Source organism: Streptomyces sp. BE303, assembly GCF_036290945.1.
Lineage (GTDB): Bacteria > Actinomycetota > Actinomycetes > Streptomycetales > Streptomycetaceae > Kitasatospora.
The window spans coordinates 107772-128398 of the sequence record NZ_JAQYWZ010000911.1; the positions used below are offsets into that span (position 1 = coordinate 107772).

A 20627-nucleotide genomic window follows, 5' to 3' on the forward strand; every position below is an offset into this window, starting at 1 on the left:
CCGCATGACCCGCATCGGACGCGTCGAACGCACCACCAAGGAGACCTCGGTCCTGGTCGAGATAGACCTCGACGGCACCGGGAAGACCGACATCTCCACGGGCGTCGGCTTCTACGACCACATGCTGGACCAGCTCGGCCGGCACGGACTCTTCGACCTCACCGTGAAGACCGAGGGCGACCTGCACATCGACACCCACCACACCATCGAGGACACCGCCCTCGCCCTCGGCGGCGCCTTCAAGCAGGCGCTCGGCGACAAGGTCGGCATCTACCGGTTCGGCAACTGCACCGTGCCGCTGGACGAGTCGCTCGCGCAGGTCACCGTCGACCTCTCCGGCCGCCCCTACCTGGTGCACACCGAGCCGGAGACGATGGCGCCGATGATCGGCACCTACGACACCACCATGACCCGGCACATCCTGGAGTCCTTCGTGGCCCAGGCGCAGATCGCCCTGCACGTCCACGTGCCGTACGGGCGCAACGCGCACCACATCGTGGAGTGCCAGTTCAAGGCGTTGGCCCGGGCGCTGCGCTACGCCGCCGAGCGCGACCCGCGCGCGGCCGGCATCCTCCCGTCGACCAAGGGTGCGCTGTGAGCAAGTCTGCGATCGTCCTTCTCTTCGTCGGCCTCTTCCTGGCCGGCGGCGTGATCTCGTTCTGGAAGCAGAAGATCCCGAAGGGCGTCATCGTGGTGCTCGCGCTCGGCTCGGTGATGTGTCTCGTCTCCGGCCTGATGCGCCTGTAATCCGTCGAGCGACCGAAAGACTGGACACCTGAACATGGGCAAGAACGTCGTCGTGCTCGACTACGGCTCCGGCAACCTCCGCTCGGCCCAGCGCGCCCTGGAGCGCACCGGGGCGAACGTCACCGTCACGTCCGACTTCCGGACCGCGATGGACGCGGACGGCCTGCTCGTCCCCGGCGTGGGCGCCTTCGAGGCCTGCATGCGCGGGCTGAGGGCCGTCCGCGGTGACTGGATCATCGGCCGCCGGCTCGCCGGGGGCCGCCCCGTCATGGGCATCTGCGTCGGCATGCAGATCCTCTTCGAGCGGGGGGTCGAGCACGGCGTCGAGACCGCCGGCTGCGACGAGTGGCCGGGCACCGTGGAACCGCTGGAGGCGCCGGTCGTCCCGCACATGGGCTGGAACACCGTCGACGCCCCCGCGGACGGCCGGATGTTCGCCGGCCTCGACGCCGACACCCGCTTCTACTTCGTGCACTCCTACGCGGTGCGCAGCTGGGAGCTGGAGGTCCACAGCGCGCGGATCAACCCCCCGCTGGTGACCTGGGCCACCCACGGCGAGCCGTTCGTGGCGGCCGTCGAGAACGGTCCGCTCTGGGCCACCCAGTTCCACCCGGAGAAGTCCGGCGACGCCGGCGCCGCCCTGCTGACCAACTGGGTCAGCACCCTCTGACGATCTGAGAGTTGCCAACACTATGAGCCGCCTCGAACTGCTCCCCGCCGTCGACGTCCGGGACGGCCAGGCCGTCCGCCTGGTCAAGGGCGCCTCCGGCACCGAGACCTCCTTCGGCGAGCCGCTCGCCGCCGCCCTCGCCTGGCAGAGCGCCGGCGCCGAGTGGCTTCACCTGGTCGACCTCGACGCCGCCTTCGGCACCGGCTCCAACCGCGAGCTGCTCCGCGAGGTCACCGCCGCCCTCGACATCAAGGTCGAGCTGTCCGGCGGCATCCGCGACGACGAGTCGCTGGCCGCCGCGCTCGCCACCGGCTGCACCCGGGTGAACCTCGGCACCGCCGCCCTGGAGAGCCCGGAGTGGGTCGCCAAGGTCATCGCCGAGCACGGCGACAAGATCGCCGTCGGCTTGGACGTGGTCGGCACCACCCTGCGCGGCCGCGGCTGGACCCGCGACGGCGGACAGCTCTTCGACGTGCTGGCCCGCCTCGACTCCGAGGGCTGCGCCCGGTACGTGGTCACCGACGTCAACCGCGACGGCACCCTGACCGGCCCCAACCTGCAGCTGCTGCGCGACGTCTGCGCCGCCACCGACCGCCCCGTGGTCGCCTCCGGCGGTGTCTCCTCGCTGGACGACCTCCGGGCGATCGCGACGCTGGTCGGCGAGGGAGTCGAGGGCGCGATCGTCGGCAAGGCACTCTACGAGCAGAAGTTCACCCTCGAAGAGGCCCTGGAGGCAGTGTCCCGATGAGCGAACCCCCGGCCGCGCGGCGGCTCGACCGAGTACCGGGCTCCTTCCCCCAGGAGGAGGAGTTCGGCTTCTCCCGAGCCGTCGCGGCCGGGGACTTCCTCTTCGTGTCCGGCGCCACCGCCCTCGACGTCGACGGCGTCGTCCACCACGAGGGCGACCCGTACGGGCAGACGCTCGCCGCCTTCGGGACGGCGCGCGAGGCCCTCGAACGGTTCGGCCTCACCCTCGCGGACGTGGTCCGCACCCGGATGTACGTGACCCACGCCCGGGACTGCTCCGAGGCCGGCCGCGCCCACAAGTTCCTCTTCGACACGGTCCGTCCGGCCGCCACCATGGTGGTGGTCGAGGGCCTGGTCGACTCCCGGATGATGGTCGAGGTCGAGATCGACGCCTATCGTGCCGGGCTCGCCAAGACTCTGGAAGGCAGACAGCAGTGACCCTCGCAGTACGTGTCATCCCTTGCCTGGACGTCGACGCCGGCCGCGTGGTCAAGGGCGTCAACTTCCAGAACCTGCGGGACGCCGGCGACCCGGTCGAGATGGCCAAGCTCTACGACGCCGAGGGTGCGGACGAGCTGACCTTCCTCGACATCACCGCCTCCTCCGGCGACCGCGAGACCACCTACGACGTGGTGCGCCGCACCGCCGAGCAGGTCTTCATCCCGCTCACCGTCGGCGGCGGCGTCCGCGCCGTCGAGGACGTCGACAAGCTGCTCCGGGCCGGCGCCGACAAGGTCGGCGTCAACACCGCGGCCATCGCCCGGCCGGAGCTGGTCCGGGAGATCGCCCGGCGGTTCGGCCGTCAGGTGCTGGTCCTCTCGGTCGACGCCCGGCGCTGCCCGCCCGGTACCGAGACGGAGTCGGGCTTCGAGGTCACCACGCACGGCGGGCGCCAGGGCACCGGCCTGGACGCCGTCGAGTGGGCCGGGCGCGCCGCCGAGCTGGGCGCGGGCGAGATCCTGCTCAACTCGATGGACGCGGACGGCACCAAGGACGGGTACGACCTGGAGCTGATCCGGGCCGTCCGCAAGACCGTCTCGGTGCCGGTGATCGCCTCCGGCGGCGCCGGGAAGCTCGCCGACTTCGCCCCGGCGGTGGAGGCCGGTGCGGACGCGGTGCTGGCCGCCAGCGTCTTCCACTTCGGCGACCTGCGGATCGGCGAGGTCAAGAACGCGCTGCGGGAGGCCGGGCAGCCGGTCCGCTGAGGGCGGGCCGGGCACCCGGCGCCCCGGGACTCCGGGGTGCCCGCCCCGGAGTCACTTCAGGGCGAGCAGCACCAGCAGGACGAGCACCAGCAGGCTCAGTGCTCCGATGACGGCGAGGGCGGGACGGCCGAATCCGCCCGGGACGCCCGGAGCCCCCGGCGTCCCGGCGGGCGCTACCGGTCCGGGGCCGCGAGCGACTCCAGGATCCCGCCGAGCAGGATCAGCCCCCGCCCCGCCGAGGTCAGGACCCGCGCGGTCCCGTGCAGCAGACCCGGCGGGATCGGGAGCGGGCGCGGGCCCGGTGGCCCCGCTCCGCCCCCCGGGTGGGAGAGGCACGTCGACGACGTGCAGGAGCTCCTTCGTCCGGCGCGGTTCCAGTTCGGTCAGCGGCAGCTCCTCGCCGCCCTCGGCCGGGCCGGGGAGGTCGGTCGTGCCCGGGAGCGGATCCACGGGGCGGCGCGGGTTGTCGGCGAGGAAGTAGCTCCGGACCGAGCCCCGGACCAGCTCGTGCACCGCGTCGAAGTACGCGGCGGTGGGCCGGCCGGTGGGCCGTTCCAGGGTGACCACCCCCTCGACCAGGGGTGCGATCCGGCTGCCGCTGCGGGCGACCTCGCCCTCCTGGTCCACCTCCCGGGCGCTCAGCGGGACCATCCGGTAGAGCAGCCAGAAGCTTCCGCCGTCGGCGCCGATCAGCTGCACCAGGGAGGCGGAGCCGTTCAGGCTGCCGCCCGCGGTGCTGCTGAGGACGGACGCCCGGCGGCGTTCGACCAGGAAGTCCGGCGCGGCGGCGAGCCCGTAGCCGGTGGTCGGGGCGCAGACGATGGCGAACGGCCAGACCGTCTGCCGGCGGGTGCCGGCGGCGGCGCTCATGCCCGGGCCGTCCAGAGGTCGAGCCGGGAGCCGGGGTGCTCGTCCTCGAACTCCTCCAGCCGGGCCTGGAACGCCTTGGCGATGCGGACCAGTGCCTGCTGGTCGGTGGCGGCCTGCTCGACCGCCCGGCGCAGCTGGGCGGCACTCTCCTCGATCCGGCGGCCGTGGCGCCGCGCCTGCTCGTCGACGTACTCGGCGAGGGCGTCGACGACGACCTCGCCGGCGGTCTTCAGCAGCGGGTTCCTGGTGGCACGGGTGGCGAGGAACGCCCGGACCAGCGGCATGCCGGCGCTGACCCGCCGGAAGATCCGCAGCAGGCCCTCGGAGTTCCCCGGCGCACGGACGGCGGGGTTCTCCCGGGCCCGGGTGTACTTCCTCAGCTCGGTCGTGAAGAGGTCCACCACGACGGCCATGAACGGCACCTCGACGTCGAGCGGGTCGGGCCGGGCGCCGGGCGTCTTGACCACGTGGCCGTTCTCGTCGAGGCGGGCGAAGCCGCGGCCCACCGAGCTGACGGGGATGAGCCGGATCACGCCGCCGTCGCCCTGCAACGCGCGTCGGCCGTCGACGAAGAGCCGGAACTCCCGCGTCGCGCAGAGCCGGTCGGCCACCTGCTCCAGGGTGTGGCCGGCCGCCTCCAGCAGGTCCCACTTGGTCAGGACGAAGTGGACCACCGCGTCCTGGTTGGCACCGAGGTGGCTGAAGACGGGCCGGTACTCGCTGATCAGCCGGTTGTCGCCGGCCAGGAAGCGCAGAACCCTCTCGCCGTCCAGCAGGATCAGCAGGAAGGGCGAGGCGGTCATCAGCCGGTCGAGCTTCTCCAGCGACTCCGGGTACAGGTCCCCCTGGGTGAGGAGCTCGCCGCTGTAGTCGACGTAGGAGACGGCGAACGGGGTGAGCCGCCGCCGCGCCGGAGTGCTGACGGTGCAGGTGAAGTCCCAGACCGGGAAGTCCGCCGGGGTGGAGGGGATCGGCCAGTCGCCCGGGCCGACGACCTGCTCGTAGACGGCGTTGAGCTGCTGGGACTGGCCGAGCGGCAGGGTCACCGAGAAGCCGAGTCCGGGGTCCTGCTGGGAGAGCCTGGCGAAGAGACTGGCCAGGTACACGGTCTTGCCGGAGGATCGTGGACCCACCACGGTCACCGGGATCGAAGACATGAGCGCCCTTTCCGTACGAGCGGTCCGCACCACGGGCCCCGCGGGCGGGCCCGGGGCGTAGTAGAGCGCGCCGGCGGCGGCCCGAACCCGTCGCAGGACGGGTTCGGGGGCTTCGCAAGGGTTCCGTGACCGGATCTCGGCCGGGCGGCGATCCTCTGCGGGTCAGCGGCCCGGTTCGCCCTCGGCGGCGACGGCGAGCAGCCCGGGCAGCGACAGGACGACGGTGCTGCGGCGGCCGAGCCGGAGCAGGCCGCGGTCGGCCAGCTCGTGCAGGGCGTGGTGGACCCGCCGCTCTCCGGCGCCGATCAGGGCGCCCAGCTCGACCTGGGTCAGCCGGGGGCGGACGGTGATCCCGCGCGGGCCGGCGCTGCCGTACCGCCGGGCGAGGTCGGCGAGGTCGTGGGCGAGCCGGTTGACGACCTGCTCGGAGGCGAGGCCGACCAGGCGGCGGGTGGCGGTGCGACTGCGGTTCACCAGGCAGCGGCTCAGCGCGATGCCGGCGACCGGGTGGGTGCCGAGCCAGTGCAGCCAGTCGGGTTGGGAGATCCGGCGGACGGTGACCGGACCGGCGGCGCTCACCGTGGCGGACCGGGGGCGGTCGTCGAGGGCGGCGGCCTCGCCGACGATGTCCCCGTACGCGCGGACGTCGAGCAGGACGGGCGTGCCGGCGGTGTCCTCGACGGTGGCCTTGGCGAAGCCGTCCAGCAGGAGCAGGACGAAGCGGCCGTGGTCCTGGTAGAGGATGAGGGTCTCGTCGTGGCCGTGCACGCGCCGGGTGCCCAGCCGGAGGATGTCCTGCTCGGCGGCGAGCGCGGCCGGTGACCCGTCGCGGCGCAGTTCGGCGAGGAGGGTGCCCTCGGGCCAGCCCCGGGCCGGCGGGCGTGCCGCCGGTGGCCGTACGGCCGGCGGGCCCGGCCGGGCGGTCGGGTCCGGCTGCCGGGGGTCCTGGCGGTGGGGGTTCGCGTGGTGGTGGTCCGGGTGGTGGTTCGGTGCCGTCGGCTGCGCCGGTCTCAACCCGTGGTCCTCCGCTGCACGGTGGATGGGCGGCGATCCCGCCGGGGGATCGGCCGTGGGGATGCCCTGGTGAGGCTAGCGCAGCGGCCGGGGTACGGGAAGGTCGCGCGCGGCCCCCGCAGAGGCGCCCTTGGTTCGTCAACTTCCTTGTCCTGTACCGGACATGGCGGACGAGGGGGCCGCCTCCGCAGGGTCGGGCGGGCCGGCCGGACCGGTCAGGACTCCTGCGGCGGCTCGCCCTTGATCAGCGCGAACGGGGCACCGAACGGGTCGGCCAGCCAGGCCAGCACGCCGACGTCCGGGACGTGCTCCGGGCCCATCAGCACCGTGCCGCCGGCCGCGGTGGCCCGGGCGACCACCGCCGGCACGTCCGACGAACCGAAGTACGGGGTCCAGGCGGTCGCCTGGTCCTCGCCCATCACCGGGGCGATGCCGCCGAAGGTGGCGTCCTGCTGGTCGCCGTCGGCGGTGGAGACCACCCGGTACGTACCGCCGGGGGAGGGGAGGTCGGCGTGGCGCCAGCCGAACACCCGCTCGTAGAAGGCGAACCCGGCGTCCACGTCGGTGGTGTGCAGCTCGGCCCAGATCAGCGCGCCGTCCTCGGAGACGACGTCCAGGCCGGTGACCGCGCCGGGCTGCCAGAGCGCGAACCGGGCGCCCTGCGGGTCGGTCAGCTGGGCCATCCGCCCGGCGTCCATCACGTCGAAGGGCGGGACGCGGAGGGAGCCGCCGGCCTGCTCGACGGCCTTGGTGGCGGCGTCCGCGTCCGGCGTGCGCAGGTACGTCGTCCAGGCGGACTGCGCGCCCTCCTCGGTGAGCGGGCCGATGGCCGCGACCGTCCGGCCGTCCGACTGGAGGAAGCCGTAGCCGCCGGCCTCCGGGCCGGCCGACCGGAAGGTCCAGCCGAACACCGAGCCGTAGAACGCGGCGGCGGCGGCCGGGTCCGGACTGCCGAGGTCGATCCAACAGGGGGAACCGGTGGGGAAGTCGGTGGTGAGCATGGTGTCGCGCTCCTTCGACGGGACGGGGCCGGGCAGCCCTCAGACGGCCGTGGAGGCGCCCCTCCCCGGCCCTCTGCGAGTCTGCACCCCGCCACTGACATCCGCAGCCGGGGCGGGCCCGGCCTGCGGCGACACCGGTTCGGCCGGCAGGTCCTACGGGAGCGGCAGGACGTGGCGGAGGGCCTCGACGGCGTCCGGCGGGCCGTCCACGGCCAGCTCGGCGCGGGCACCCCGGCCGAAGGCGAAGAGCAGCAGCTCGCCCGGCTCGCCGGTGATCCGCACGGTCGACGAACCGGACGGGCCGACGGTCGGGCCCGCGCCGTCCGGGCGGTGCAGCTCCAGCCGTACGGGGGAGCGGCGGCCGGCCTCCAGCCGGGCGATCAGCGGCAGCCGGCGCCAGAGTGCCTCCGTCCGGCCGGGCGGCACCGGCCGGCGCACGGGGTCGGCACCGGCCCGCGCGACGTCCTCGGCGTGCACGAAGTACTCGACGGTGTTGGCCGCCTCGTCCGCTCCGGGCAGCGAGAACAGCGAGAACACCGGCGGGCCGGAGCGGAACAGCCGGATCAGCTCCTCGTACGGGCGGTCGGCGTACGCGTCCTGCACCCGTCGGGTCCGGCCGGCCAGCGGGCCGCCCCGGATGCCCGCCGCCGCGTCCGGCCGGCGCTCCCGGAGCACCAGGTGGGCGGCGAGGTCCCGGGTGGACCACCCGGCACAGAGGGTGGGCGCGTCCGGCCCGGCGGCGGCCAGCAGTTCGGCGAGGCGGTGACGCTCGGCGAGGGCGTGGTTCGACATGCCGCCCAGCCTAGTCAGATGACGTGCCCCGGGTGAGGGACCCGGGCACTCACGGGCGGAGGTTGCCGGTGAGCTTGGTGGAGTCGAGGCGGTTGCTCGCCGTCAGGGTGCAGGTGTAGTCCCGCCAGCCCTGCTGGTAGAAGGTCTTGGTCGGACCCACGGGGTAGCTGTAGTACGGGCCGCCGCCGCCCTGGCGGGCCTCGGCGGCGGCCTGCGCCTCCTTGCAGCCGTCCCGCATCGCGTTGGCGATCTGGTAGTCGCCGCTCAGACCCTCCGGGAGCAGCAGGTCGGCGATCGCCTCGCCGTCGTGCCGGCCCTCGCAGGGCCGTGCCTCCGGCTTGGTGATGGTCCTGCTGAGCTGCGGGTGGTCGAAACAGGTGCCGACCGTGAAGAACGTGTACGGGACCACCTTGGTGGGCGTCGGGGTCGGGGTCGGCGTGGGGGTCGGGGTGGGGGTGGGCGTGGGCCTCGGGGAGGTCGTGGCGGGGGAGGGCGGGGGCGGCTGGGCGGCCGGCTTCTCCTCCGGCCAGAGCAGCACGGTGGCCACCACCGCGAGCAGGACGGCCAGCACCGCCACGACGGCGAGCAGCAGCCCCCGCGACGGCCCGGCGGCGGGCCCGGTGCCGGGACGGCCGGCCCCCGGCGCGCCGGCACCCGGCCGGTCGCGGCTCGAACGGTCGGTACTCGGACGGTCGGTGCCCGGGGGCTCGGCGGCGGGCGGCTCGGTGGTCATGGGCACGAGGATGGCCCAGAGCGGTGCCGGTCGGCAGCCGGTTGGCACAACTCGTCCGATCCGGGCCCGGACCTCGGGCGGCGTCCCGCGGACCGGGCCCGGGCCGGCCCGGTCGGCAGGGCGTTCCCCGGCCTCCGGGCGGACCGTCCGGGCCCGGCCCGCGGCGGCGGCCGGGATCCGGACGGCGGGCGTCGCGAGCGGACCGGACTGACACAATGGCCCCATGTCCATCACACCCGCCGCCCCCGGCTCCACCGCCCTCGCCCCCGAGATCGCCGCGCGCCTCAAGCGCACCGAGGACGGCCTGCTCCCGGCTGTCGCGCAGCAGTACGACACCGGCGAGGTGCTGATGCTCGGCTGGATGGACGACGAGGCGCTGCACCGCACCCTCACCACCGGCCGCTGCACCTACTGGAGCCGCAGCCGCCGCGAGTACTGGGTGAAGGGCGACACCTCCGGCCACGTCCAGCAGGTGAAGTCGGTCGCGCTGGACTGCGACGGCGACACCCTGCTGGTCAAGGTGGACCAGACCGGCGCGGCCTGCCACACCGGCGACCGCACCTGCTTCGACGCCGACGTGCTCCCCCTCGGCTGACCACCCCCACCCCACTTCCGTAAGGTGCCGCCCGCCATGGACCTCGAAGCCTTCCGCAAACTCGCCGTCGACACCCGGGTCATCCCGGTCACCCGCAGGCTCCTCGCGGACGGCCTCACCCCGATCGGTCTCTACCGCAGCCTGGCCGCCGAGCGCCCCGGCACTTTCCTGCTGGAGTCCGCGGAGCAGGGCCGCAGCTGGTCCCGCTACTCCTTCGTGGGCGTCCGCAGCGAGGCCGCGCTGACCGTCGGCCCGGACGGCGGCGCCCGCTGGCACGGCGCCCCGCCGGTCGGCATCCCCACCACCGGCGACCCGCTGGAGGTGCTGCGCGCCGCGCTGGAGACCCTGCACACCCCGCGCAGCGCCGACGACGGCCTCCCGCCGCTCACCGGCGGCCTGGTCGGCTACCTCGGCTACGACGTGGTCCGCCGGCTGGAGAAGCTCCCGGACCTCAACCCGGACGACCTGAAGCTCCCCGAGCTGACCATGCTGCTCGCCACCGACCTCGCCGTGCTCGACCACGCCGACGGCACGGTGCTGCTGATCGCCAACGCCGTCAACCACAACGACCTGGCCAGCGGCGTCGACGAGGCGTACGCGGACGCGGTCGCCCGGCTGGACGCCATGGAGACCGACCTGCTGAAGCCGGTCGACCCCGGCCTCGCCACCTTCACCCCGACCGGCCCCGGCGAGGTGCGCTCGCCGTTCGGCGGGGAGCCCTACCGGGCCGCGGTGGAGGAGATCAAGGAGCGGATCCGGGCCGGCGAGGCCTTCCAGGTGGTGCCCTCGCAGCGGTTCGAGGCGCCCTGCCCGGCCTCCGCGCTCGACGTCTACCGCGTCCTGCGCACCACCAACCCCAGCCCGTACATGTACCTGTTCCGGTTCCCCGGGCCGGACGGCGGCGCCGAGGGCGGCTTCGACGTGGTCGGCTCCAGCCCGGAGGCACTGGTCAAGGTCACCGACGGCGAGGCGATGCTGCACCCGATCGCCGGCACCCGGCACCGCGGCGCCACCCCGCAGGAGGACAGCGACCTGGCCGCCGAGCTGCTCGCCGACCCCAAGGAGCGGGCCGAGCACCTGATGCTGGTCGACCTCGGCCGCAACGACCTCGGGCGGGTCTGCGAGCCGGGCAGCGTCGAGGTCGTCGACTTCATGCACATCGAGCGGTACAGCCACGTCATGCACATCGTCTCCACCGTGACCGGCCGGGTCGCCGAGGGCCGGACCGCCTTCGACGTGCTCACCGCCTGCTTCCCGGCCGGCACCCTCTCCGGGGCGCCCAAGCCGCGCGCGATGCGGATCATCGAGGAGCTGGAGCCCACCCGCCGCGGCCTGTACGGCGGCTGCGTCGGCTACCTGGACTTCGCCGGGGACTCCGACACCGCGATCGCGATCCGGACGGCGGTCCTGCGCGACGGCACCGCGTACGTCCAGGCCGGCGCCGGCGTGGTGGCCGACTCCGACCCGCACGGCGAGGACACCGAATGCCGCAACAAGGCGGCCGCCGTCCTGCGCGCGGTGGCCACGGCGAATACGCTGCGCACGCCGGCGGTGTGAGCCGCCGTAAGGAGCCGGGATGTCGCAGGACCAGGGTGCCGGATCGGCCTGGGACGTGCTGGAGGGCGTGAACCTCCCGCGCGGGTACCGGGTGGAGATCACGGACGGGAAGATCATCATGACGCCCCGGGGGGAGAGCCACCGGGCCGTCGTGCGCAGCGCGGCCGCGCAGCTGGAGCAGCAGCTCGCGGGCCGCGGCACCGTTCTCGCGGACGCCATGGTCGACTTCCCCTCGGCCCGCTCCGGCTACGCCCCCGACCTGACGGTCGTCGCCCCCGGCGCCGAGCGCAACGGCCGCGGCCGGTTCGCGTGGCACGACCTCGAAGCGGTGATCGAGGTCGTGCCGCCGTCCGGCCGGGACCACGACCACGTGACGAAGGTGCGCACCTACGGCGGGTGCGGGATCCCGCTGTACGTCGTGGTGGACCAGGCCGAGGCGGTCTGCACGGTGCACAGTGCCCCGCAGCGCACCGGGGGCTACCGGGAGGCGGAGCGGGTGCCCTTCGGCAACGACGTGTTCCTGCCGTCGGCGGACCGGACCCTGGTGCTGTCGACCGACGACTTCCCGGTCGACCCGGCGTAGGTCCGGCGCGTGGTGTCAGGGATAGTGGACGGGTGAGCGTTCCTACCCAGTCCCGTACCGAGACCGAGCCCGTCCCCGCGAAGGGCGGCGCCGGGCGGCGGACGCTCGGCCTGATGCTGCTGCTGACCGCGCTGGGCGCGGTCCTGGTGCTGACCGCCGCCGGCCGCGTCTGGGCCGAGGGCCTGGCCGGCACCCTGGAGGTCTCCGTCACCGGCGGGAGGATCTCCGAACTGCCCGCCGGGCTGGCGCTGGTGGCGCTGGCGGCTGCGGTCGCGGTGTTCGCTGTGCGCGGCGCCGGGCGGCTCGCGGTGGGCGCCCTGACCCTGCTGGCCGGGCTCGGCGCGGCGGCGGCCGCCGTGGCGGGCGCCGGGGACACCGCGGCGCTGGACGGCGAGGCGGCCCGCAAGCTCGCCCTGACCGGCTCCGCCGCGACCGGGGTCGGGCACACCGGATGGCCGTGGGTGGCGCTGGCCGGCGGGCTGCTGCTGGCACTGGCCGGGCTGCTCACCCTTCGGTTCGGGCGCGGCTGGCCGGCCATGGGCAGCCGTTACGAGGCCCCGACCGGGAGGGCGCCGGTGTCGCGGAGGACCGCGGCCGCGGAGAGTCCGGCCGACCTGTGGAAGGCGCTGGACCGGGGCGAGGACCCGACCGCCGGCTGACCGGCCGGCGCACGGCGCGCGCTGTGACGCGATAGACCCTCCACCCCCTTTGGGGCACCCGTGTGTGGCCCGGCACAATGGAACCGTCAACCCGCCAGGGGCCCGCAGGCCCGGCCGGGACCCGAGAGCCTAGGAGCACCATCAGATGGCAGCAGCAGCACACGGTCACACCCTCGCCGCCTGGACCGGCGTGACCATCTCCTTCATCGGTTTCGGCATCGCGGGCGTCGCCATGATCCTGCCGTCGGTGCTGCTGGTCTGGGCCGGCCTGGCGGTCGTCCTGCTCGGTGCCGTGGTGGGCAAGGCCATGGCGATGGCGGGCATGGGCCAGCAGCCCAGCACCAACGTGTACACCTCCGAGGAGCAGGCCGCGCTGGTCGCTGCCTGAGGAACTCCCGGTACTGCGTGAACGGCGGGCGCCACGCCCGCCGTTTCGTTTCTGGCGGGAGGCCCGGGCGGGCACAATCGTGGGCGTGAACGCCGCTCCCACCGCTTCCGCCGCCACCGCCCGGTCGTCCGGGCCGCGCCGGCTGGTGCCGCCGCTGACCGCCCTGGTCGCGGTGGCCGTCCCCACCGGGTACGTCGCCGCGGTCGACCCGAACGCCCCCGGGCACTACCCGGACTGTCCGTTCCTCGCGGCCACCGGCTGGTGGTGTCCCGGCTGCGGCGGGTTGCGCTGCGTCCACGCGCTGGCCCACGGGGACCTGAGCGGTGCGCTGCACGACAACGCGGTGGCGGTGCTGCTCTTCGCCGTGCTGGCGGTGCTCTGGCTGCGGTGGATCTGGTCGGCGGCGCGCGGTGTGCCGGTGCCCCGGCTCGCGCTCGGGGCGCGGCGCTGGGTGCTGGTGGGGCTGCTGGTGCTGGTCTTCACGGTGGTGCGCAACCTGCCGATCGGCGCAGGGCTGGCCCCGCCGCTGGTCTGAGGACCCCGCGCCGGTCCCGAGCCGGTCCGGCCCGTCCGGGGCACGGAGAGCGGGGGTGGAGGAGCCGTGAAACCGCAGTTCGGAGGGGGCCCGGGGGCGTCCGCTCCGCGAGACGCGCGCTGGGCGGATGCGCTGGGCGCCCCCCCTTGCCGATACCATCGAAGGGCCGGAGGCCCACTGGCCGTCCGGCTCCTCGCTAGCAGAACTAGCAGACATGATGGGGGCGCTTGGCGTGAGTGTGCTCGACTCGATCATCGAAGGGGTCCGTGAGGACCTCGCCGAGCGGCAGGCCCGAGTGTCGCTGGACGAGCTCAAGGAGCTCGCCGCCAAGGCCCCGGACGCCAAGGACGGCGTGGCCGCGCTCAAGGGCGACGGCGTACGGGTGATCTGCGAGGTCAAGCGCTCCAGCCCGTCCAAGGGCGCCCTGGCCGCGATCGCGGACCCGGCCGCCCTGGCCGCCGACTACGCGGCCGGCGGCGCCGCCGCGATCAGCGTGCTGACCGAGCAGCGCCGCTTCGGCGGGTCGCTGGCCGACCTGGACGCCGTCCGCGCCGCGGTGGACACCCCGCTGCTCCGCAAGGACTTCATCGTCACCGCCTACCAGCTGTGGGAGGCCCGCGCGCACGGCGCCGACCTCGCGCTGCTGATCGTCGCGGCCCTCGACCAGCCGGCCCTGGTGTCGCTGATCGAGCGTGCCGAGTCGATCGGCCTCACCCCGCTGGTCGAGGTGCACGACGAGGAGGAGATCGCGCGCGCGGTGGACGCCGGCGCACGGATCATCGGCGTCAACGCCCGCAACCTGAAGACCCTCGAAGTGGACCGGAACACCTTCGGCAACGTCGTCCACGCCATCCCGGACAACGTCGTCAAGATCGCCGAGTCCGGCGTGCGCGGCCCGCTGGACGTGATCTCCTACGCCAACCTGGGCGCCGACGCGGTGCTGGTCGGCGAGTCCCTGGTGACGGGCAAGGACCCGCGCGCCGCCGTGGCCGACCTGGTCGCGGCCGGTGCCCACCCCGCGATCCGCCACAAGGACTGATCCCGCCGCCATGAAGATCGCCACCCGTCTCGCCCCCGGCTGCCGCCCGCGCGGCTGCCGCGCGCCCGCACGCCGGGTGCTGGGCAGGCGGGTGCGGTACGTCATCGGCTGCGAGCCCGGGCAGGTGCCGGGACGGCGATGGCGCGGGACGCACGGCTGACCAGCCGTTCCGACGTCCCTCTCGCCATCGTCATCTTCCCGAGTTCCCGAAGGACTTCACCATGTCCGACAAGTCCGCCAAGGACTACCTGCCCGGCGCCGAGGTGCCGGACGCACGCGGCTACTTCGGCGCGTACGGGGGCCGCTTCATCCCGGAGGCCCTCGTCGCCGCCGTGGAGCAGGTCGCCGAGGAGTACGAGAAGGCGAAGGCCGATCCGGCCTTCACCGCCGAGCTCGACGCGCTGCTCAAGGACTACACCGGCCGGCCGAGCCCGCTGACCGACGTCCACCGCTTCTCCGCCGAGGCGGGGGGCGCGCGCGTCCTGCTGAAGCGCGAGGACCTCAACCACACCGGCTCGCACAAGATCAACAACGTGCTGGGCCAGGCGCTGCTCACCCGCCGGATGGGCAAGACCCGGATCATCGCCGAGACCGGCGCCGGGCAGCACGGCGTGGCCACCGCCACCGCCTGCGCGCTGTTCGGCTTCGACTGCACCATCTACATGGGCGAGGTGGACACCCGGCGCCAGGCGCTCAACGTCGCCCGGATGCGGATGCTCGGTGCCGAGGTGGTGTCCGTCACCTCCGGCAGCCGCACCCTCAAGGACGCCATCAACGAGGCGTTCCGCGACTGGGTCGCCAACGTCGACTCCACCCACTACCTGTTCGGTACCGTCGCCGGGCCGCACCCCTTCCCGATGATGGTCCGGGACTTCCACCGGGTGATCGGCATCGAGGCGCGGCAGCAGGTCCTGGACCGGACCGGACGGCTGCCCGACGCCGTCGTCGCCTGCGTCGGCGGCGGCTCCAACGCGATGGGCATCTTCCACGAGTTCATCCCGGACGCGGGCGTGCGCCTGATCGGCTGCGAGGCGGCCGGCGAGGGCGCCGAGACCCCGAAGCACGCCGCCACCCTCACCAAGGGCGACCCGGGCGTGCTGCACGGCTCCCGCACCTACGTCCTCCAGGACGAGGACGGCCAGACCATCGAGTCGCACTCGATCTCGGCCGGCCTCGACTACCCGGGCGTCGGCCCGGAGCACGCCTGGCTGAAGGACACCGGCCGGGCCGAGTACCGGCCGGTCACCGACGACGCCGCCATGCAGGCGCTGCGGCTGCTGTCCCGCACCGAGGGCATCATCCCGGCCATCGAGAGCGCGCACGCGTTGGCCGGCGCCCTGGAGCTGGGCCGCGAGCTCGGGCCCGAGGCCACGATCCTGGTCTCGCTCTCCGGGCGCGGCGACAAGGACATGCACACCGCGGCCGAGTACTTCGGCCTGTACGACGAGCCGGGCGCCGGCTCCGCCCACGGGGGTAAGTGATCATGGCTTCGAAGCTCAGTGGCATCCTGGCCGCGGCCAAGGCGGAGAACCGCGCGGCGCTGATCGGCTACCTGCCGGCCGGTTTCCCGAGCGTGGACGGCGGGGTGCGCGCGGTCAACGCGCTGATCGAGGGCGGCTGCGACGTCGTCGAGATCGGCCTGCCGCACTCCGACCCGGTCCTGGACGGTCCGACCATCCAGACGGCCGACGACATCGCGCTGCGCGGCGGCGTCCGGATCAAGGACGTGCTGCGGACGGTGCAGGAGGTCGCGGCCGCGCACCCCGGGGCGGCGGTGCTGGTCATGACCTACTGGAACCCGGTGGAGCGGTACGGGACCGCGCGGTTCGCCGCCGACCTGGCCGCGGCCGGCGGGGTGGGCTGCATCCTGCCGGACCTCCCGGTGGAGGAGTCCGAGGAGTGGCGCAAGGCGGCGGACGAGCACGGTCTGGACACCGTGTTCGTGGTCGCGCCGAGCAGCAGGGACAAGCGGCTGGCCGAGGTCACGGCGGCCGGCAGCGGCTTCGTGTACGCGGCCGCGGTGATGGGCGTGACCGGCAGCCGGGCCCAGGTCGGCGACCTGGCCGAGGACCTGGTCGCCCGGACCAGGGCCACCACCGAGCTGCCGGTCTGCGTCGGCCTCGGGGTGTCGACCCGTGAGCAGGCCGCGCAGGTGGCCGGGTTCGCGGACGGTGTGATCGTCGGATCGGCGTTCGTGCAGCGGATCCTGGACGCGGACGGGGACGAGCGGGCCGGCCTGGCCGCCGTGCGCGCCCTCGCCGGTGAGCTGGCGGAGGGCGTCCGCCGGCGCTGACCCGCAGGACCGACGGCCCGCCGCCCCGCATTCCGGGGGCGGCGGGCCGTCGGCGTTCCCGGTCCCGGCGGGGACGACCCGAACGGGTGAACAGCGGCGGGTGCACGCATCAACGGGGGTTGACCGGCGTTGAGTGGAGGGACGAGTGCACGAACGACGTGCCCCGGTGGTGCGGAGCGAGCGGAAGGGGTCGGCCGGTGCCAGGTCTCCAGCGAGCCGTGCTGCTGCGGGCGGCCGCGGCCGCCCTGGTGCTGGGGGCCGCCCTCGGCGCCCAGGGCGTGGTCGGTCCGGCGCTGGCCAAACGGGGTGTGGAGCGCGCCGAGCGGGACGCCCACGTCTGTGCGGAGGCGGCCCGGGTGGACGCGGTGGTACGGGCCGGCCGCTCGGTCCGGGAGGGGCGACGGGACCTCGACGCGGGCCGCTACGACCTCGGCCGGCCACCGGGCTGCGATCCGAACACGCGCTAGGGCGCAATCGGACAGGGCGTCATAAACGTCACTCTTTCGGCTTAACTCCTGAATATGGAGGAACCCGGCGTCACTGGTTACGGTTCATCAGGACGTGACGGTGTTTCCCGAGGGGGTTGTCCGGATGGCCGGGCCGGTGACGGAGTGGATCGGCACGGCCGCCCGACTGGGCCTCGCCGTGGTGTGGGGCTGGGCCGGGCTGGCCAAGATCGCCGACCCGGCCGAGGCCGCGCAGGCGGTGCGGGCGTACGAGATCCTGCCGGAGGGCCTGGTCAAACCGGTCGGCCACGCGCTGCCCTTCCTGGAGCTGGCGCTCGCGCTGCTCCTGGTGATCGGCCTCGGCGTGCGGCTGGTCGCCGTGGTCTCCGCGGTGCTGCTGCTCGCCTTCATCGGCGGGATCGCCTCCGCGTGGGCGCGCGGCATCTCGATCGACTGCGGCTGCTTCGGCGGCGGCGGGGCGGTGGACGCCTCGCAGACCGAGTACCTGCAGGAGATCCTGCGCGACACCGGGTTCCTGCTGCTGGCCGGGTGGCTGATCTGGCGGCCCCGCACCAAGTTCTCGGTGGACGGCTGGCTGGCGAGCTGAACAGCACGTCGGGCCGCCCCGTCGCACCGCATCCCCACCCCCGAACCTGGAATGTCCAAGGCTGATGAGCGAGAAGAACCGAGAAGGCAAGCGCACCGCCCGCGAGCGGATGCTGGCGGAACGGGCCGAGGACGAGGCCCGCGGCCGGCGCAAGAAGAAGCTGATCATCGGCGGGGTGGCACTGGCCGTGATCGCCGCCGCGGTGGTCACCGGCGTGGTGGTGCAGAACGAACGGTCCAAGCCCGAGACCCCCGCCGCCGCCCCCGCCGGCACCATCGGTGACAAGAACCTGGTCATCCCGGTCGGCGCGGCCGACGCCCCGGCCACGCTCACCGTCTACGAGGACCCGCGCTGCCCGGCCTGCGCGATCTTCGAGAAGGAGTTCGCCGAGACCATCGACCGGCTGCAGGACGAGGGCAAGATCGTCGGGAACTACCACATCGTCTCGTTCATCGACCGGGCGGTGGGCGGCAAGGGCTCCAAGTACGGGGCCAACGCGCTGGGCTGCGCCCAGGACGCCGGGAAGTTCCGCGCCTACCACGACGTCCTCTACCGCAACCAGCCGCAGGAGACCGACGACGCCTTCGGCAAGACCTCGACCCTGATCGAGCTGGCCAAGCAGGTGCCGGGGCTGAACACTCCGGAGTTCGAGGCGTGCGTCAACGACAACAAGTACAGCGGATGGGTGTCGGCGGTGCAGCAGGACTTCGACAAGTCCAGCTACAAGTCCACGCCGACGGTGCTGCTCAACGGGCAGCCGATCTACCCCAAGTACAACAACGAGGAGATCACCCCGGCCAACCTCACCAAGTGGGTGGACGCGGCCAACCAGGGCAAGCAGCCGGGTACCGCGAGCGCGTCGGCCGCCCCCTCCGGCCCGGCCGCCACCCCGACCGCCGGCTGACCCGTACCCGTGCGGATACCGCCGTCTCCTCCCCGTCCGGAGGGGGCGGCGGTGCGCTGTGCGCCGATCTGTGACCCTGGGGGTGCCCGGCGGAGGCCGTGGACCCTGTAGCGTCGGAGCTGCCATGGATATCGCCTACATTCCCAGCCCGTCGCGGGGCGTCCTGTACATCGGACCGGTCCCGCTGCGCGCGTACGCCTTCTGCATCATCCTCGGTGTCGTCGTGGCCGTCTGGCTCGGCAGCAGGCGCTGGGTCGCCCGCGGCGGTGGCAAGCACACGGTCGGCGACATCGCCGTCTGGGCTGTGCCGTTCGGCCTGGTCGGCGGCCGGCTCTACCACGTGATCACCGATCACCAGCTGTACTTCGGCGAGGGGAAGAACCCCTGGAACGCCCTCAAGATCTGGGAGGGCGGCCTCGGGATCTGGGGCGCGATCGCGCTCGGCGCGGTCGGTGCCTGGATCGGCGCCCGCCGCCGGGGCGTTCCGCTGCCCGCCTACGCCGACGCGATCGCACCGGGCATCGCGCTGGCCCAGGCGCTCGGCCGCTGGGGCAACTGGTTCAACCAGGAGCTGTACGGCCGGGAGACCACGCTGCCGTGGGGCCTGGAGATCCAGAAGACGCTGCCCGGCGGCGAGACGGTCACCGGGATCTACCACCCGACCTTCCTCTACGAGTCGCTCTGGTGCGTCGGTGTCGCGGCGCTGGTGATCTGGGCGGACCGCCGGTTCACCCTGGGCCACGGCCGGGCCTTCGCGCTGTACGTGGCCGGGTACACGGTGGGCCGGTTCTGGACCGAGTACCTGCGGATCGACGACGCGCACCACGTGCTCGGCCTGCGGCTCAACGGCTGGGTCGCGGTCGTGGTCTTCGTGGGGGCCGTCGCCTACTTCGTGATCGTGGGGAAGAAGCGGCCCGGCCGCGAGGACCCCGCGAGCATCGACCCGACGGCGCCCGACTCGGCGTCCGCGGCGGCCGTGACGGACCCGGACCCGGCCGTGGACGAGGAGTCGGAGGGCGCGTCCGGCGAGCCGTCGGACGGGAGGACCGGCTCGAAGCCCGGCTCGACGTCCGGCTCGACGTCCGACGCCAAGTCGGAGGACAGGCCCGGCGCGGGATCGGCCGACACGCTCGCCGAGAAGCTCGACAGGTTGGAGAAGGGCGCCAGGAACCCCGCCTGACCTGCGACGTTCATCGACTCCGGCCGCCCTCCGCACCCTGTGCGAGGGCGGCCGGAGCTTTGTTCGGACAGCCTTGCTTTGCTGGAAATGCCCAGCTCAGGAGGGCTACGGTCGATTCGTCAGCCGAACTGACGATCATTCGACCGTATGGAGGCCGGAGTACCGTGAGCGCGACCACCCTCGACCCCGAGGCCGGGCACCACCCCCGGATCCCCGCCGCCGGGCACCACCGCGACGTGAACGGCGGCTGGCTGCGACCGGCCGTGTTCGGCGCGATGGACGGGCTGGTCTCCAACGTCGCCCTGATGACCGGCATCGTCGGCGGCGCCGTCTCCGGCGGCACCGTGGTGCTCACCGGTCTGGCGGGCCTGGCGGCCGGTGCCTGCTCGATGGCGGCGGGGGAGTACACCTCGGTCGCCTCCCAGCGCGAGCTGGTCCAGGCCGAGATCGAGGCTGAGCGGCGGGAGCTGCGCCGCAACCCGCACGGCGAGCTGGCCGAGCTGGCGCAGCTGTACGTCGAGCGCGGGGTCGATCCGGCGCTGGCCCGCGAGGTGGCCCGGCAGCTCTCGGCCGACCCGGACCGGACGCTGGAGACACACGCCCGGGAGGAGCTGGGCGTCGACCCCAACGACCTGCCCTCGCCGTGGGTGGCGGCCGGGTCCTCGTTCGTCTGCTTCGCGGCCGGTGCGCTGCTGCCGCTGCTGCCCTACCTGCTCGGTGCGACCTCGCTGCTGCCGGCCCTGCTGCTGTCGGCGGCCGGGCTGTTCGCCTGCGGGGCGGTGGTGGCCCGGGTGACGGCGCGCAGCTGGTGGTTCAGCGGGCTGCGGCAGCTGGTGCTGGGCGGGGCGGCGGCCGGGGTGACGTACCTGCTCGGGTGGCTGATCGGCGGGCAGGTCGGCTGACGG

General features: G+C 73.9%; 27 protein-coding genes. 21 read left to right on the forward strand and 6 right to left on the reverse strand.

The window, feature by feature from the left end; genetic code table 11:
- Nucleotides 1-4: 4 nt before the first annotated feature.
- From hisB to hisF, 6 genes are read left to right on the forward strand one after another with little or no spacing between them, the layout of a single operon-like run.
- Entirely contained in the window at nucleotides 5-598 is a 594-nt protein-coding gene (gene hisB / locus PUR56_RS36005; RefSeq protein WP_329882111.1) for an imidazoleglycerol-phosphate dehydratase HisB, read from the forward strand.
- Nucleotides 595-747 carry a hypothetical protein gene (locus PUR56_RS36010; protein WP_329882110.1) on the forward strand — a complete coding sequence of 51 codons (153 nt, stop codon included), beginning with the start codon at nucleotides 595-597 and terminating at the stop codon, nucleotides 745-747. Before hisB ends, PUR56_RS36010 begins: the two co-directional genes overlap by 4 nt.
- Nucleotides 748-781: 34 nt before the next feature.
- Nucleotides 782-1417, forward strand: a complete 636-nt coding sequence (gene hisH, locus PUR56_RS36015) for an imidazole glycerol phosphate synthase subunit HisH (protein WP_329882109.1) — start codon at nucleotides 782-784, stop codon at nucleotides 1415-1417.
- Between the two features lie 22 nt (nucleotides 1418-1439).
- Nucleotides 1440-2165, forward strand: a complete 726-nt coding sequence (gene priA, locus PUR56_RS36020) for a bifunctional 1-(5-phosphoribosyl)-5-((5-phosphoribosylamino)methylideneamino)imidazole-4-carboxamide isomerase/phosphoribosylanthranilate isomerase PriA (protein WP_329952054.1) — start codon at nucleotides 1440-1442, stop codon at nucleotides 2163-2165.
- The gene (locus PUR56_RS36025; RefSeq protein ID WP_329882107.1) at nucleotides 2162-2602 is read left to right on the forward strand and encodes a Rid family hydrolase; all 441 of its coding nucleotides are present in this window, start codon (nucleotides 2162-2164) and stop codon (nucleotides 2600-2602) included. The genes priA and PUR56_RS36025 overlap by 4 nt, the downstream gene beginning before the upstream one ends.
- A complete protein-coding gene (gene hisF / locus PUR56_RS36030) occupies nucleotides 2599-3369 on the forward strand; it encodes an imidazole glycerol phosphate synthase subunit HisF (RefSeq protein ID WP_329882106.1) in 771 nt (256 codons plus the stop codon). The genes PUR56_RS36025 and hisF overlap by 4 nt, the downstream gene beginning before the upstream one ends.
- A 51-nt stretch (nucleotides 3370-3420) precedes the next feature.
- Here the strand turns inward: hisF and PUR56_RS36035 are convergent, their stop codons facing one another.
- From PUR56_RS36035 to PUR56_RS36060, 6 genes are all read right to left on the reverse strand, one after another.
- Nucleotides 3421-4239: a hypothetical protein gene (locus tag PUR56_RS36035; RefSeq protein ID WP_329952055.1), complete on the reverse strand. Its 819-nt coding sequence runs from the start codon at nucleotides 4237-4239 to the stop codon at nucleotides 3421-3423.
- Complete coding sequence (locus PUR56_RS36040) at nucleotides 4236-5396, reverse strand: hypothetical protein (protein WP_329952056.1); 1161 nt, start codon at nucleotides 5394-5396, stop codon at nucleotides 4236-4238. The genes PUR56_RS36035 and PUR56_RS36040 overlap by 4 nt, the downstream gene beginning before the upstream one ends.
- Before the next feature lie 162 nt (nucleotides 5397-5558).
- Nucleotides 5559-6410, reverse strand: coding sequence for a Crp/Fnr family transcriptional regulator (locus PUR56_RS36045; protein ID WP_329952057.1), 852 nt, complete (start codon nucleotides 6408-6410; stop codon nucleotides 5559-5561).
- A 215-nt stretch (nucleotides 6411-6625) separates the two neighbouring features.
- Entirely contained in the window at nucleotides 6626-7411 is a 786-nt protein-coding gene (locus PUR56_RS36050; protein WP_329952058.1) for a VOC family protein, read from the reverse strand.
- 153 nt (nucleotides 7412-7564) lie between these two features.
- Nucleotides 7565-8203 carry a TIGR03085 family metal-binding protein gene (locus tag PUR56_RS36055; RefSeq protein WP_329952059.1) on the reverse strand — a complete coding sequence of 213 codons (639 nt, stop codon included), beginning with the start codon at nucleotides 8201-8203 and terminating at the stop codon, nucleotides 7565-7567.
- Nucleotides 8204-8252: 49 nt separating this feature from the next.
- Entirely contained in the window at nucleotides 8253-8936 is a 684-nt protein-coding gene (locus PUR56_RS36060) for a hypothetical protein (RefSeq protein ID WP_329952060.1), read from the reverse strand.
- Between the two features lie 223 nt (nucleotides 8937-9159).
- On the opposite strand from PUR56_RS36060, the gene hisI reads away from it, so the two are divergent.
- From hisI to PUR56_RS36135, 15 genes are all read left to right on the forward strand, one after another.
- On the forward strand, nucleotides 9160-9531 hold the full coding sequence (hisI, locus tag PUR56_RS36065; RefSeq protein ID WP_329952061.1) for a phosphoribosyl-AMP cyclohydrolase: 372 nt from the start codon (nucleotides 9160-9162) through the stop codon (nucleotides 9529-9531).
- 36 nt (nucleotides 9532-9567) lie between these two features.
- Nucleotides 9568-11088 carry an anthranilate synthase component I gene (locus tag PUR56_RS36070; protein WP_329882098.1) on the forward strand — a complete coding sequence of 507 codons (1521 nt, stop codon included), beginning with the start codon at nucleotides 9568-9570 and terminating at the stop codon, nucleotides 11086-11088.
- 19 nt (nucleotides 11089-11107) lie between these two features.
- Nucleotides 11108-11671, forward strand: coding sequence for a Uma2 family endonuclease (locus PUR56_RS36075; protein ID WP_329882097.1), 564 nt, complete (start codon nucleotides 11108-11110; stop codon nucleotides 11669-11671).
- Nucleotides 11672-11703: 32 nt separating this feature from the next.
- On the forward strand, nucleotides 11704-12330 hold the full coding sequence (locus PUR56_RS36080) for a TIGR02234 family membrane protein (RefSeq protein ID WP_329882096.1): 627 nt from the start codon (nucleotides 11704-11706) through the stop codon (nucleotides 12328-12330).
- 145 nt (nucleotides 12331-12475) lie between these two features.
- On the forward strand, nucleotides 12476-12718 hold the full coding sequence (locus PUR56_RS36085) for an HGxxPAAW family protein (protein ID WP_329882094.1): 243 nt from the start codon (nucleotides 12476-12478) through the stop codon (nucleotides 12716-12718).
- Between the two features lie 85 nt (nucleotides 12719-12803).
- Nucleotides 12804-13253: a DUF2752 domain-containing protein gene (locus tag PUR56_RS36090; protein ID WP_329882093.1), complete on the forward strand. Its 450-nt coding sequence runs from the start codon at nucleotides 12804-12806 to the stop codon at nucleotides 13251-13253.
- Nucleotides 13254-13485: 232 nt separating this feature from the next.
- On the forward strand, nucleotides 13486-14292 hold the full coding sequence (gene trpC / locus PUR56_RS36095) for an indole-3-glycerol phosphate synthase TrpC (protein WP_329882092.1): 807 nt from the start codon (nucleotides 13486-13488) through the stop codon (nucleotides 14290-14292).
- 10 nt (nucleotides 14293-14302) lie between these two features.
- Nucleotides 14303-14452 (forward strand): tryptophan biosynthesis modulator TrpM, encoded by a 150-nt coding sequence (gene trpM / locus PUR56_RS36100; protein WP_167352964.1) that lies wholly within the window; start codon nucleotides 14303-14305, stop codon nucleotides 14450-14452.
- A 61-nt stretch (nucleotides 14453-14513) separates the two neighbouring features.
- The gene (gene trpB, locus PUR56_RS36105) at nucleotides 14514-15773 is read left to right on the forward strand and encodes a tryptophan synthase subunit beta (protein ID WP_329952062.1); all 1260 of its coding nucleotides are present in this window, start codon (nucleotides 14514-14516) and stop codon (nucleotides 15771-15773) included.
- Between the two features lie 2 nt (nucleotides 15774-15775).
- The gene (gene trpA / locus PUR56_RS36110) at nucleotides 15776-16585 is read left to right on the forward strand and encodes a tryptophan synthase subunit alpha (RefSeq protein ID WP_329882090.1); all 810 of its coding nucleotides are present in this window, start codon (nucleotides 15776-15778) and stop codon (nucleotides 16583-16585) included.
- 197 nt (nucleotides 16586-16782) lie between these two features.
- Nucleotides 16783-17052: a hypothetical protein gene (locus tag PUR56_RS36115; protein ID WP_329882089.1), complete on the forward strand. Its 270-nt coding sequence runs from the start codon at nucleotides 16783-16785 to the stop codon at nucleotides 17050-17052.
- 94 nt (nucleotides 17053-17146) lie between these two features.
- Nucleotides 17147-17638 (forward strand): MauE/DoxX family redox-associated membrane protein, encoded by a 492-nt coding sequence (locus PUR56_RS36120; RefSeq protein ID WP_329882088.1) that lies wholly within the window; start codon nucleotides 17147-17149, stop codon nucleotides 17636-17638.
- Nucleotides 17639-17702: 64 nt separating this feature from the next.
- On the forward strand, nucleotides 17703-18542 hold the full coding sequence (locus PUR56_RS36125) for a DsbA family protein (RefSeq protein ID WP_329882087.1): 840 nt from the start codon (nucleotides 17703-17705) through the stop codon (nucleotides 18540-18542).
- 124 nt (nucleotides 18543-18666) lie between these two features.
- Nucleotides 18667-19722, forward strand: coding sequence for a prolipoprotein diacylglyceryl transferase (lgt, locus tag PUR56_RS36130; protein ID WP_329952063.1), 1056 nt, complete (start codon nucleotides 18667-18669; stop codon nucleotides 19720-19722).
- Between the two features lie 209 nt (nucleotides 19723-19931).
- Nucleotides 19932-20624, forward strand: coding sequence for a VIT1/CCC1 transporter family protein (locus PUR56_RS36135; protein WP_329952161.1), 693 nt, complete (start codon nucleotides 19932-19934; stop codon nucleotides 20622-20624).
- The last annotated feature ends 3 nt before the right edge of the window (nucleotides 20625-20627 follow it).

Bases quoted from the DNA above. Each gene is read 5' to 3' on its own strand.
- hisB (WP_329882111.1), top strand. From the start codon at position 5: ATGACCCGCATCGGACGCGTCGAACGCACCACCAAGGAGACCTCGGTC.
- hisH (WP_329882109.1), top strand. From the start codon at position 782: ATGGGCAAGAACGTCGTCGTGCTCGACTACGGCTCCGGCAACCTCCGC.
- priA (WP_329952054.1), top strand. From the start codon at position 1,440: ATGAGCCGCCTCGAACTGCTCCCCGCCGTCGACGTCCGGGACGGCCAG.
- PUR56_RS36025 (WP_329882107.1), top strand. From the start codon at position 2,162: ATGAGCGAACCCCCGGCCGCGCGGCGGCTCGACCGAGTACCGGGCTCC.
- PUR56_RS36035 (WP_329952055.1), bottom strand. From the start codon at position 4,239: ATGAGCGCCGCCGCCGGCACCCGCCGGCAGACGGTCTGGCCGTTCGCC.
- PUR56_RS36040 (WP_329952056.1), bottom strand. From the start codon at position 5,396: ATGTCTTCGATCCCGGTGACCGTGGTGGGTCCACGATCCTCCGGCAAG.
- PUR56_RS36050 (WP_329952058.1), bottom strand. From the start codon at position 7,411: ATGCTCACCACCGACTTCCCCACCGGTTCCCCCTGTTGGATCGACCTC.
- PUR56_RS36055 (WP_329952059.1), bottom strand. From the start codon at position 8,203: ATGTCGAACCACGCCCTCGCCGAGCGTCACCGCCTCGCCGAACTGCTG.
- PUR56_RS36060 (WP_329952060.1), bottom strand. From the start codon at position 8,936: ATGACCACCGAGCCGCCCGCCGCCGAGCCCCCGGGCACCGACCGTCCG.
- hisI (WP_329952061.1), top strand. From the start codon at position 9,160: ATGTCCATCACACCCGCCGCCCCCGGCTCCACCGCCCTCGCCCCCGAG.
- PUR56_RS36070 (WP_329882098.1), top strand. From the start codon at position 9,568: ATGGACCTCGAAGCCTTCCGCAAACTCGCCGTCGACACCCGGGTCATC.
- PUR56_RS36075 (WP_329882097.1), top strand. From the start codon at position 11,108: ATGTCGCAGGACCAGGGTGCCGGATCGGCCTGGGACGTGCTGGAGGGC.
- PUR56_RS36085 (WP_329882094.1), top strand. From the start codon at position 12,476: ATGGCAGCAGCAGCACACGGTCACACCCTCGCCGCCTGGACCGGCGTG.
- trpM (WP_167352964.1), top strand. From the start codon at position 14,303: ATGAAGATCGCCACCCGTCTCGCCCCCGGCTGCCGCCCGCGCGGCTGC.
- trpB (WP_329952062.1), top strand. From the start codon at position 14,514: ATGTCCGACAAGTCCGCCAAGGACTACCTGCCCGGCGCCGAGGTGCCG.
- trpA (WP_329882090.1), top strand. From the start codon at position 15,776: ATGGCTTCGAAGCTCAGTGGCATCCTGGCCGCGGCCAAGGCGGAGAAC.
- PUR56_RS36125 (WP_329882087.1), top strand. From the start codon at position 17,703: ATGAGCGAGAAGAACCGAGAAGGCAAGCGCACCGCCCGCGAGCGGATG.
- lgt (WP_329952063.1), top strand. From the start codon at position 18,667: ATGGATATCGCCTACATTCCCAGCCCGTCGCGGGGCGTCCTGTACATC.